The sequence below is a fragment of the Streptomyces sp. NPDC053426 genome, from assembly GCF_055585405.1.
Genome location: NZ_JBVJKE010000002.1, coordinates 297,773 through 309,606 on the forward strand (window position 1 = coordinate 297,773; position 11,834 = coordinate 309,606).

At 73.5% G+C, this 11,834-nt stretch carries 10 protein-coding genes; 5 read left to right on the top strand and 5 right to left on the bottom strand.

Annotated elements, in window-relative coordinates; translation table 11 throughout:
- Positions 1-106: 106 nt before the first annotated feature.
- From ACZ62B_RS05175 to ACZ62B_RS05190, 4 genes are all read right to left on the bottom strand, one after another.
- Positions 107-1,231, bottom strand: coding sequence for a hypothetical protein (locus ACZ62B_RS05175; RefSeq protein ID WP_469689306.1), 1,125 nt, complete (start codon positions 1,229-1,231; stop codon positions 107-109).
- A complete protein-coding gene (locus ACZ62B_RS05180; protein ID WP_344562988.1) occupies positions 1,228-2,925 on the bottom strand; it encodes a DUF3492 domain-containing protein in 1,698 nt (565 codons plus the stop codon). Before ACZ62B_RS05180 ends, ACZ62B_RS05175 begins: the two co-directional genes overlap by 4 nt.
- 172 nt (positions 2,926-3,097) lie before the next feature.
- Positions 3,098-4,846, bottom strand: coding sequence for a DUF3152 domain-containing protein (locus tag ACZ62B_RS05185; protein WP_469689307.1), 1,749 nt, complete (start codon positions 4,844-4,846; stop codon positions 3,098-3,100).
- Positions 4,847-4,854: 8 nt separating this feature from the next.
- On the bottom strand, positions 4,855-5,910 hold the full coding sequence (locus ACZ62B_RS05190; protein ID WP_344562992.1) for an alpha/beta fold hydrolase: 1,056 nt from the start codon (positions 5,908-5,910) through the stop codon (positions 4,855-4,857).
- A 254-nt stretch (positions 5,911-6,164) separates the two neighbouring features.
- Here ACZ62B_RS05190 and ACZ62B_RS05195 point away from each other — a divergent pair, with 254 nt between their 5' ends.
- The 4 genes from ACZ62B_RS05195 to ACZ62B_RS05210 all read left to right on the top strand — a co-directional run bounded on the left by ACZ62B_RS05195 (position 6,165) and on the right by ACZ62B_RS05210 (position 8,062).
- Entirely contained in the window at positions 6,165-6,392 is a 228-nt protein-coding gene (locus ACZ62B_RS05195) for a hypothetical protein (RefSeq protein WP_344562994.1), read from the top strand.
- 199 nt (positions 6,393-6,591) lie between these two features.
- Positions 6,592-7,236: a TetR/AcrR family transcriptional regulator gene (locus tag ACZ62B_RS05200; RefSeq protein WP_085574399.1), complete on the top strand. Its 645-nt coding sequence runs from the start codon at positions 6,592-6,594 to the stop codon at positions 7,234-7,236.
- Between the two features lie 153 nt (positions 7,237-7,389).
- Positions 7,390-7,617 carry a DUF3107 domain-containing protein gene (locus ACZ62B_RS05205; RefSeq protein ID WP_019522837.1) on the top strand — a complete coding sequence of 76 codons (228 nt, stop codon included), beginning with the start codon at positions 7,390-7,392 and terminating at the stop codon, positions 7,615-7,617.
- A gap of 178 nt (positions 7,618-7,795) precedes the next feature.
- Positions 7,796-8,062, top strand: coding sequence for a hypothetical protein (locus ACZ62B_RS05210; RefSeq protein WP_344562999.1), 267 nt, complete (start codon positions 7,796-7,798; stop codon positions 8,060-8,062).
- A 312-nt stretch (positions 8,063-8,374) separates the two neighbouring features.
- Here ACZ62B_RS05210 and ACZ62B_RS05215 read toward each other — a convergent pair whose 3' ends face one another.
- On the bottom strand, positions 8,375-9,133 hold the full coding sequence (locus ACZ62B_RS05215) for a ferritin-like domain-containing protein (RefSeq protein ID WP_073932340.1): 759 nt from the start codon (positions 9,131-9,133) through the stop codon (positions 8,375-8,377).
- A gap of 480 nt (positions 9,134-9,613) precedes the next feature.
- On the opposite strand from ACZ62B_RS05215, the gene ACZ62B_RS05220 reads away from it, so the two are divergent.
- Positions 9,614-11,834: DEAD/DEAH box helicase (locus ACZ62B_RS05220; RefSeq protein ID WP_469689308.1), on the top strand; the 2,221-nt coding region annotated here is incomplete at its 3' end.

Consider the following 11,834-nt stretch of genomic DNA (forward strand, 5'->3'; position numbering starts at 1 on the left):
CCCCCACTCTCGGCTTCGCTCGAGCGGGGGGACCCCCATCGCCCCAGCGGCACGACTGCCCGCGGGAACGGCGGCACGGCGGCATGCGGGGGCTGGTCTCGCGTTGTCACCGTGGTTGCTCCGGGCTGATGTGCGCCGAGGCTCGGGGGAGCTTGCGGGAGGCGTGGATCAGCAGGATCAGTGCCGCTGCCCCACAGGTGAGGGTGGGAAGGGCGGTGGGGTTCCATGCCTCGGTCAGGGTCTGGAGCGGGGTGGCCAGGGCGTCGCAGCCGGGGAGGCGGGCCGCGAAGAGCGTGGCCAGGGCCGTCGCCTGAGCGGTCGCCGTGACCGTGAGGATCACCCTCGGCGCGTGGGTGAAGCCGTGGACCGTGAGGAGGCGGGCCAGGAAGAGGAGGCCGCCCAGGGCGAGCGTCGGGGGCAGGGCGAGGGGCTCGTCGAGGAGCTCGGACGTCACCGTGAGCAGAACCGCCACCGCGCCCAGGAACAGGGCGAACACGCCGATGAGTGCGGGCCGCACGGAAGCCGAGAAGTCCTCCAGGCCACGGCTCGACGCCAGCCTGCGGCGGACCCGGGCGGCGAAGAGGTGGGCCGTCCAGGCGGCGGGCGCGCAGGACAGGGCGAGCGCCACGACCGGGGCGACGGTGAGCGGCCAGTCCCCCTCCGCCGTGCCGTCGGGCAGACCGTCGGGGCCGCCGGTGACCGCCGTGCCGAGCAGACCGTCGCCCAGGAGGGCGTAGCCGAGGAGCCAGCAGGTCCAGGACGCCGCGGCGGAGCGGGGCGGGATGTCGGACCGGGCGCTCAGCGGGCCCCGGCGCAGTGCCGCGCGCAGGGCGAGGGTGACGGCCAGGATGCCGGCGGCCGCCGCGTAGAGGCGGGTCTGGCCGTGGGTGAGGCGCAGGGCGATCACCGTCGCCACGCACAGGGCGCCGGGGAGCAGGGTGAGGACGGTCCAGCCGGCGCGTGGCCCCGGCCCCGTGGTGGCCGGGGCGGGCCGGGGTGGTGCGTCGTCGCGGGGGACCCTGGCGTAGAGCTCCTCGGCGAGGGAGAAGACGTCGCGGTGACGGAAGCGGGCGGCGGTCCGGTCGGTGATGCCGTGGGCCTCCAGGCCCGCCGCGATCTCCAGGGGGTCCACCGCCTGCTCGCACAGGTCGTGGTGGCGGTGCAGCAACGCCTTGACCGGGTCGGCCGCGCCGGGCGGAGTGCTGCGGTTCAGTTCGCCGAGGTCGGTCATCGGGCCGTCTCCGTCGCGGGTACCGGGGTGTCCATGGCCCAGGTGGGGACGGCGCGGGGGGCGGGGTCGGTCCAGTGGCCGGGGACGTGGGCCTCGGCGGGGGTGGCGAAGGGCAGGGGATCGCCGGTGCCGTCGAGGAGGGGACGGCGGACCGGTGTGCGCGCGACGATCTCCAAGTAGATGCCGTGGAAGGCGGAGATGTTCTGGTCGACGGTGAACAGTTCGAGTGCGCGGGCGCGCGCGGCGGCGCCGAGGCGTACGCGGCGCTCGGGGTCGCGCAGCAGGGAGACGCACGCCTCGGCGAGCGCCCGCGGATTGCGCGGTGGTACGACGAGGCCGGTGCCGCCGACGGCCTCCACGACCGCGCCGACGTCCGTGGAGACCGTCGCGCGTCCGCAGAGCATCGCTTCGACGAGGCCGGCCGGGAAGCCCTCGACGACGCTGGAGAGGACGGTCACGGCGCCCGAGGCGTACGCGTCGGCGGGGGTGGGCAGCTCCGGGCCGCCGATCCGCTCGAAGGACACCGGGTTGGCGCCCACGGAGTGCGGGCCATCGGCCTCGTCCGGGAAGAGCTGCGCGGCCAGTGCCTCGCAGTGGCCGAGGTAGGCGGCGCCCTCCGGGTCCGCCGGACCGCCGATGATCCGCAGCCGGGTCTTCGGCTCCTTCTTGCGGATCTCCGCGAAGGCGTGCAGCAGCGAGACCAGGTCCTTGGCGGGTTCCACCCGGCCGACCCAGACGAGGGTGTGCGGGTCCGCGCTCTCCGGGGACTCCCCCGCCTCCGCGAAGGGCGCGGCGTCCATGCCGGGGTACACCGTGCGGATCTTCGCCCGGTCGGCGCCGCAGCGCTCCTGCCAGCGGCGGGCGTGTGTGTTGCCCGGTGTGATGAACGCGGCCCGGCGGTAGGTCTCGGCGGCGAGCCTGCCGTGGAAGGCGGCGAGCAGGGAGCGGACCGCGGGTGAGGCGTCCGGGCGGGTGAGGTAGTGCGTGCGCAGGCGTACGCCGTACTCGGTGACGAGGAGGGGGACGCCGAAGAAGTGGTGGGCGAGCAGGCCGGGAAGGGCCGTCACCCCGCCGGCGGCGGCGTGGCACAGGTCCACCGCGCCCAGCCCGTCCTCCTCGTACCAGTCGAGCGAGAGGGGGCGCAGGGCGCGCTCCAGGTGTGCGGCGACGGCCAGCAGATCGGGTACGCGGGCCTCTCGCGCCGTGCGCAGGGCGCCGGGCGCGCGACAGGCGCGCTCCAGGGCGCGTACGGCCGTCTCGGAGCGGAGTGCGGCCACCAGACCGCCTTCGTCGCGGGCGAGTTCGGCGAGGCCCCGGAGAGCGGTGGCGAAACGGTCCGCCTCGGGTGTCGCGGGCTCCGGGTCGGGGGTGGTGGGACCCGGGCCGGGGGCGGTGGGGTCCGTCGCGGCGCAGAGGGCGGCGGCCAGTTCGCCGTAGTGCTCCGAGAAGCGCCGGCGCGCGCGGCGGCCGTACACCACCCCGTCGTCCTCGGCCGTCCACAGCGGTGCGGTGCGGACCCGGCCGACCTGGGGCGGCAGCGGGACCCAGCCCGCGTCCTCCTGTGCTTCGCCGCTGCTGAACGCGTAGACGTCGAACTCGTGTCGGTCGAGTCCGCGTACCAGGCGGTCGCACCAGAGCCCGCCCTCACCGCCCACATACGGATACCCACCCTCCGTAAGCAGTCCGATGCGCACGTGTGCACCCCCGATCTCCCGTATGAGGAGCCGTCGTTGGTCCGGCGGCTCGCAGCGGGACGAACGTATGCGGACAAGGAGGTGGCGTGATGGACGGTTGTCCATCACGCCATCAAAAGGGGTGAACGGGCGTAACTTTCCCGCGCGGGGCGCGTTTCGCCGTGCTGGGCGATCAGCTCTTCGGGTACGCCCACGCGTTCGGGCGGCAGCTGATTCCGTCGTGGTCGAGGAACTTGGTCTGCTGCTGCATGACCGGGGCCAGGTCGCCGTCCTTGTCACAGGTGACGTGGTTGAAGCCCAGGCGGTGGCCGATCTCGTGGTTGATCAGCATCTGGCGATAGGCGTGGATCTCGTCGCCGTAGGTGTCCGCTCCCTGCGCCCAGCGGTCCGCGTTGATCATCACACGCTGGGTGGCCGCCGAGTCGCAGGAGACGTTGTCCACGGTGGTGTCCAGGCCGGACTTGGCACACCAGTCCGCGGTCGTGTCGGGACTGGCGAGGGTGATCACGAACCGGACCTCGCCCGAGTGGACGCGCTCGAAGGTGCGCGCGCCGTTGTGCGCCCAGCTGCGGTTGTCGTTGAGCGTCCTCTGGACCGCTTCGGCGAAGAGTTCGCCGTCGAGGCCGAGTCCCTGTTCCACGTCGACGCGGTAGGTGATCTTCTCCCCCTCGCCCGGAGCCTTGTCGATGCCGGGGATCGCGTCGAACTTCCCCGTGCCTCCGCGCGCGGCGCTCAGCGGGTACTTCTTGTCCATCCTCTGCTCGTACGTCAGCGGTTCGGCGCTGGGTGCGGAGGGTGTCTCCCGGTCGTCCCCGCGCGAGGCGGAGTCCCGGACGTCGCGCGCCTGTTCGCCGGTGGCCTGCGTCCGTACGCCGCCGTCGGTGCCGTCGCGTTCGTCGGCGACCTGTCCGGCCACGACGACGGCCAGCACGGTCGTGACGGCGGCGGCCGCGATCCCGGTGAACGTCCGCCCCTTGCCGCCCTTGGCCGGCGCGGGCCGCCCGGTCGGCGGCGCGTCGTCGTCATCGTCGAGGTCGGCGGGGATGCCGGTGGCCGGGGCGGCGCTCCAGTCGGTGACGGCGGCGTAGGGGTCCGCGGGGCCCGGCGCGGAGACGGACGGGCCCGGTGAGAAGCGGTCGGTGGCCTCGCCGAAGGCGTCGAGGTAGTCCTGGCGCGGTCCTCCGGGAGGTGCCTGCCGCTGCCGCGGGAGGGGCGCGCCCGGTCCCGCCGGCATGCCGTACCCGGCTCCGGCCCCGGCCGCCGTACGACCGTCCGGCGTCCCCCAGCCGCCCCCGGGTTCCCGCTGCTCCGGATGCCCGCCACGGGCCTGGGGGACGCCGTGCGCGGGAGTCCCGTCGGGAAGCCGGGGAAAGCCGTGCGCCGGGGTTCCGTCCGGCAGACGCGGGACGCCGCCCTGCGCGGGCGCACCGTCCGGGAGCCATCCGTCCGGCAGGCGCGGGGCGCCGTGCGCGGACGTGCCGCCCGGGAAGCGCGGGACGCCGTGCGCGGGTGTCCCGTCCGGGAAACGCGGGACGCCATGTGCGGGTGTCCCGTCAGGGAAACGCGAGGCGCCATGTGCGGGTGTCCCGTCCGGGAAACGCGAGGCGCCATGTGCGGGTGTCCCGTCAGGGAAACGCGGGACGCCATGTGCGGGTGTCCCGTCCGGGAAGCGCGGTGCTCCGCCGGCCGGTGTTCCGTATCCCGCCGTTCCGTACGCCGGAGGAGTCCCGTACCCCTGGGTCGGGCCCTGCTGGGGTGGGGGCGAGGGCGTCCGGCGCGGGGTCGGGCCGTTCGGCTGCCGCGGTCCGCCCGCCTGTCCGGGCCCTGTCGAACCGTCCGGCGCCGAACGGCCTCCCCGTACGGCGCTCTTGTCCGCGGCGTCGCCCTTCGGGGCGGGTCCACGGCGGCTGTGGCGTCCCACGTCGCGCCTCAGCCCCTCATGTTCTCGGCGGTGGTTCCCCCACCGGTGTCGGCGGGTGGACCCGGAGCGCCCTGCGCGTCCGGCTCACCAGTATCCACCTGATCCGCCGAATCCTTTGTACCCGCGAGGAGTTCACGGAAGGCGAGGGCCACCGTCTCGGGATACTCCATCATCGCGACGTGCCCCGCGTCCGGGATCGTCACCAGCCGGCAGTCCCGGAAGGCGCGCGCCGACCGCTGGGCCATGCGGAAGCCGACGAGCTGGTCCCGGCCGCCGTAGACGAGCAGGGTCGGCGCGAGCACCCGCTCGGCCTGGCGCCACAGTCCGTGCTGGCCGCCCAACGTGTACGCGTTGACGAGCCCCCGCGCGGAACGGGCCATCGCGTCCCAGAAGTACGGCAGCCGCAGCCGCCGCTCCATCTCCTGTACGGCGTTGCGGAACCCTTCCGGCGACACCCGCGCGGGGTCGCCGTAGCAGAGCCGCAGCACGCCCCGGACGCGCTGTTCCGCCGTCCACTCGCGGGTGAGCCGGGTGAACAGCGGTGCGATGCCGGGCACCGCCAGCAGTCCCGTGGGGACGGCGGTGCGCTGCACCCTCAGTTCCGGCAGGGCCGGTGACACGAGCGTGAGGGTGCGGACGAGATCCGGGCGTACGGCGGCGACACGGGTCGCGACCGCGCCGCCGAGCGAGTTGCCGAAGAGGTGCACCGGGCCGCGGCCGGTCGCGTCGAGATAACGGATCACCGCGCGTGCGTGCGCGGTGATGGAGTAGTCGCCGTCGTCCGGGGGCGGGGAGTCGCCGAAGCCCGGCAGGTCGACGGCCTCACTGTCGACGACGTCCTCCAGCAGCGGCATGAGCGCCGACCAGTTCAGCGAGGAACCGCCGAGTCCGTGGACGTGGAGGGCGGGGGGCAGCCCCTCCCGCGCGGGCGGCCGGGACCGTACCGACAGGGTGACCCCGGGCAGCTCCACCGACCTGAGCCGCTCGCCCTCCGCGACCCTGACCGCCGCCACCTCGGGAAGCACGTTTGCGGGCGGCACGGACGGCAGCTCGGTCGAAGACATGCGGCAATGTTACGAGACGATCACGCACTGGCTCATGTGTTCGCCGTCACAAGCAGTCACGAGCCGTCGCGAGGGACGGGTTCCGCACCACCACGAGGAGCGGGCCCCGCCGTGTGCTCCCCGTCACGTCCCGGTCGCGGATCGCATAGCGTCCGGATCGGGTGTCTCCTAGGCTCGTAGGGAGGGCACCCGCATATCGCCCCCGCAGTCCTCGGGGGCGTTCGCAGCAGACGTTCGCAGGAAGGGAGCCCGGCATGGCCGTAGATCCGACCGACCCCGAGACGTTCGCGGAGGACGAGGACGCCCGTGAGGGCGAGGAGTTCGACGTCGAGGCGCCCGAGGTCGACGCGGCCGAGCAGCACGCGGAGGTGAAGCCGGACCGCGACGACCCGATGACCGACGTCGACCCCGACCGCGCCAACGAGGCGGACCTGGTGGAACAGGCCAGGATCGTCTCCCTCGACGAGGACGACTACCGGTGACGAGCGCACCGGCAAGGACCGTCGCCGAGCAGTGAGGAGGAAACTTCTTGCCCGCTCTGACAGCTTTTGAAACCGTCCGTATGGCTTTCACCGCCGTCCGGTCCGTGAAATTCTGCGCTCTCACCGCGCACACCACGGTTACCGAAAAGTACGATGGCGGCGCGGCTCACACCGCACGTGGACGACAATGGGAGGCGGCGTGACAGCCATCGAGCAGACAGACGCGGTACGCCCGAGGGGTACACGCCTGCCACGCCGTGCCCGGCGGAACCAGCTGCTGGGCGCCGCCCAGGAAGTCTTCGTCGCGCAGGGCTACCACGCGGCCGCGATGGACGACATCGCCGAGCGCGCGGGCGTCAGCAAGCCGGTGCTCTACCAGCACTTCCCGGGCAAGCTCGATCTGTACCTCGCCCTGCTGGACCAGCACTGCGAGGCCCTGATCCAGTCGGTGCGCCACGCGCTGGCGTCGACGTCGGACAACAAGCAGCGCGTACGGGCGACCATGGACGCCTACTTCACGTACGTCGAGGACGACGGCGGCGCGTTCCGCCTGGTCTTCGAGTCGGACCTGACGAACGAGCCCGCCGTGCGCGAGCGCGTCGACAAGGTGACCAACGAGTGCGCGGAGGCGATCTGCGACGTGATCGCCGAGGACACCGGGCTGTCGCGGGCGGAGTCGATGCTGCTCGCCTCGGGGCTCGGCGGTCTCGCCCAGGTGGTGGCGCGCTCCTGGCTGCACAGCGACCGCAGCGTGCCGCGCGACCAGGCGGTGCAGCTGCTGGCCTCGCTGGCCTGGCGGGGCATCGCGGGATTCCCGCTGCACGGCAACGAACAGCACCACTGAGGAAGGCGGGCGGACGCCGGCGGCCGTTTGTTCCCGCCGGCTGTTCGCTCCTGGCGTTGCCGGGCGCAGCGTGTACGTCCCCTCACCGGGCTAATGTGTGCTGGTACGGCGCGGAAGGTCGCGCACTTCACTGACCGTCGGAGGGACATAGCCGTGGAGGTCAAGATCGGCGTGCAGCACGCGCCCCGCGAGATCGTTCTGGAGAGCGGTCAGAGCGCCGAGGAGGTCGAGCGCGTGGTGGCCGAGGCGCTGGCCGGGAAGTCGCAGCTGCTGAGCCTCGTGGACGAGCACGGCCGCAAGATCCTGGTCCCGGCCGACCGTCTCGCCTACGTCGAGATCGGCGAGCCGGCCCCGCGCAAGGTGGGCTTCGGCGCGCTGTAGGCGCGACCGGCAGTCGAGTGGTCGTGTGAGGGGCCCGGCGGTGCGAGACCGCCGGGCCCCTCGCGTGTTCACGGACGGCTCACGGGTCCTCCACAGGGGAGGATTGGATTCCGCAGGTCAGGGGTAAACCGGGCTACGACCGATGTGAGCAGGCCGGCCATGTGGGAGGGACCCCGACATGCTCTTGGAAGCGCTCAGCTCCGCGATCCTCGGCCTGGCTCTGGCGTGGGTGGCCGTCCGCCGTCTGCCGCATCGTCTTCCCGCCCGCGCCCTGGTCCTGCCGACCGGTGTGGCCGGGGCGCTGTTCGGCGCCTTCCTCATGCACACCGCGCTGGACGCCGGGAACATGCTGACGGTCCTGCTCGGCGCGGTGATCGTGGCCGTGGCGTCCCTGTCGCTGCTGCTGCGCCCGGCGGGAAGACTGCGCCGGTCGGCGACCGCCTGACCGGTCGCCGTCGGTGGCGGCGGGGGTGAAACCGGCCGGGTGCGGTGCCCGGAGGCGTCGTTCGGCCCCTGCCTGGTGCGCGGCCCCGGCACTTCGGTGCACGGCGGCACCGGAATCCGCCCGGCTTGACCGTGGCGCCGCGCGTTGCCCGGGCGGCTGAACGTTCTCTCGCCCCCGCCGCCCCTTCCCGTCCCGTCCCTGGGGGCTTCGCCCCCGGACCCCCTTCGCGCCCGCGCGACGGAGCCGCATATCGGCACAGCCCCGCGCCCCTATATGCCCAGAGCCCCTTCGCGCCCACGCCGTCGGGCGGGCCTACGCCGCCAGACCCAGTGCCGCCATGCGCTTGGTGTGCGCCTCGGTGATGCGGGAGAACATCTTGCCGACCTCGGCGAGGTCGAACCCGTCCGCGACGCCGCCCACGAGCATGGTCGACAGCGCGTCCCGGTCGGCGACGACCCGCTGGGACTGCGACAGCGCCTCGCCCATCAGCCGCCGCGCCCACAGCGCGAGCCGTCCGCCCACGCGCGGGTCCGCGTCGATCGCGGCGCGCACCTTCTCGACGGCGAAGCCGCCGTGGCCGGTGTCGTCGAGCACGGCCAGCACCAGGGCGCGGGTGTCGGAGTCCAGGCGGGCCGCGACCTCGCGGTAGAAGTCGCTGGCGATGGAGTCGCCGACGTACGCCTTGACCAGCCCCTCCAGCCAGTCGGAGGGCGCCGTCTGCTTGTGGAAACCGTCGTACGCGGCGACGAACGGCTCCATCGCGAGCGTTGGCTCCTCGCCGATCCCGGCGAGCCGGTCGCGCAGCCGCTCGAAATGGTGGAACTCGGCCGACGCCATCTTCGCCAGCTCCGCCTTGTCCGCCAGCGTGGGCGCCAGCTTGGCGTCCTCCGCGAGCCGCTCGAACGCCGCCAGCTCGCCGTACGCGAGCGCGCCGAGCAGATCCACGACGGCGGCCCGGTACTGGGGGTCGGCGGAGGCGGCCGCCCAGTCCATGGCGGCGACGCCGGTGGGTCCGGCGGCGGAGGTGTCGGGGGTGTCCGCGGCGTTGTCAGGCTTGTCAGAGCTCGTCATGAAGCGCACAATAGCCCGCCTGCCGCGCCCCGGAAGGCCCCGCTCAATCAGTGTGACGACGACTACGTGACCAAATCGGCCATGGCGTGTGCGCGAATCCGGGGTATGGTGGTAATGCGCCTGCTGAGCACTCTGACGTACTCGACAGGCCGCATGTATGAGGATGCCCGGTCGGAGGCCCGATCGGCTCCGACCCGACAGCCCTCCTTGCCGTACGCCACACTGCGTGCGGATTCCGGAGGGGGACCCTCAGCGGTACGAGCGCTCGAGCGTCGGCAGTGGTCCCGTGCCCTACGGCATCGCCCGTAAGGCAGCCGACGTCCCCGGCACGGTCCCGACACGACCCCCGCGCTCGCCTCGCACCGCGCACACAGAAGAGGCAGCACCCTGACTACGACGTTCCGAGAGCTCGGAATCCTCCCCGAGACCGCCGAGGCCCTGGAGGCCGTCGGCATCATCACCCCCTTCCCCATCCAGGAGATGACGCTCCCCGTGGCCCTGTCGGGCACGGACGTCATCGGCCAGGCCAAGACCGGCACCGGAAAGACGCTCGGCTTCGGCCTTCCGCTCCTCGAGCGCGTCACCGTCCCCGCGGATGTCGAGGCCCGCCGCGCGAAGCCCGAGGACCTCACCGACGCGCCGCAGGCGCTGGTCGTCGTCCCCACGCGCGAGCTGTGCACGCAGGTCACCAACGACCTGCTCACCGCCGGCAAGGTGCGCAATGTGCGCGTCACCGCGATCTACGGCGGCCGGGCCTACGAGCCGCAGGTCGAGGCGCTGAAGAAGGGCGTCGACGTGGTCGTCGGCACCCCGGGCCGGCTGCTCGACCTCGCCGGGCAGAAGAAGCTCGACCTCAAGCACGTGAAGGCCCTCGTCCTCGACGAGGCCGACGAGATGCTCGACCTCGGCTTCCTGCCCGACGTCGAGAAGATCATCAACTTCCTTCCGGTCAAGCGCCAGACCATGCTGTTCTCGGCCACCATGCCGGGCGCGGTGATCGGTCTGGCCCGGCGCTACATGTCGCAGCCGACGCACATCCGCGCCACCGCGCCGGACGACGAGGGCGCGACGGTCGCGAACACCACGCAGTTCGTCTACCGCGCGCACAACATGGACAAGCCCGAGATGGTCGCGCGGATGCTGCAGGCCGAGGGCCGCGGCCTGGCCATGGTCTTCTGCCGCACCAAGCGCACCGCCGCCGACCTCGCCGACCAGCTCAAGCAGCGCGGCTTCGCCTCCGGCGCGGTCCACGGCGACCTCGGCCAGGGCGCCCGCGAGCAGGCGCTGCGCGCGTTCCGCAACGGCAAGGTGGACGTACTGGTCTGCACCGACGTCGCCGCCCGCGGCATCGACGTCGAGGGCGTGACGCACGTCATCAACTACCAGTCCCCCGAGGACGAGAAGACGTACCTGCACCGCATCGGCCGCACCGGCCGCGCGGGGGCGAAGGGTACGGCGATCACGCTGGTCGACTGGGACGACATCCCGCGCTGGCAGCTGATCAACAAGGCGCTGGACCTGGGCTTCGGCGACCCGGCGGAGACGTACTCCACCTCCCCGCACCTGTTCACGGACCTCGGCATCCCCGAGGGCACCAAGGGCATCCTGCCGCGCTCGGAGCGTACGCGCGCCGGGCTGGACGCGGAGGAGCTGGAGGACCTGGGCGAGCCGGGCGGGCGCGCACCGCGCGGGCGCGGTGGCCGGGGCGGGCGCGACGGCTCCCGTTCCGCCGAGCGCGAGACCTCGCCCCGTACGCCGCGACGCCGCCGCCGTACGCGGGGCGGTGCGGCGCTGGACGAGGCGGCGCAGCGGCCCGTGGACCCGGCCGCCGAAGGCACCGGCGAGGCGGCGGAGGCCGACACGGCCGCCCGTACCCCGCGCCGCCGTCGCCGCACGCGCGGCGGGGTCACGGCCGGGGCGGCGACCGCGGTGGAGGCGGTGGAGGCGGTGGAGTCCGCCGTCGACACGGCGGAGAGCACGGCGGCGGAGGCCGCCACGGCTCCCGCGAAGCCGCGCCGCCGCCGGACGCGCCGAGGCGCGGCGGACACGGCGACGGCCGCCGTCACCCCGGTGGCCGAGGAGACCACGGCAGCCGTGGCGGCCCCGGTCGTCACGGAGGCCCCGGTCGTCACGGAGGCGCCGGTCGTCACGGAGGCGCCGGTCGTCACGGAGCCCGAGGCTCCGGCTACCGAACCGCGCCGCCGCCGCACCCGCAAGACCGCGGACACCGCAGCGGTGGACACGGCGGAGGCGACCACCGAGCCGGCCGAGGCGACGGAGAGCAAGCCGCGCCGCGCCCGCAAGGTCGCGGCCAAGGCCGAGACCGTGGTCGACACCGTCGAGGGCGGCACCGAGCCGGCCGAGGCGGCGGAGACCAAGCCGCGCCGCACCCGCAAGACGGCCGCCAAGAAGGCCGAAACCGCGGTCGACACGGTCGAGAGTGGCACCGAGACGGCCGAAGAGGCCAAGCCGCGCCGCACCCGCAAGGCCACGGCCAAGAAGGCCGAGCCCGCGGTCGACACCGCCGAAGCCACCACCGAGGCAGTCGAAGAGGCCAAGCCCCGCCGCACCCGCAAGACCGCCGCCAAGAAGGCCGAAACCGCCGTCGACACGGTCGAGAGTGGCACCGAGACGGCCGAAGAGGCCAAGCCGCGCCGCACCCGCAAGGCCACGGCCAAGAAGGCCGAGCCCGCGGTCGAAC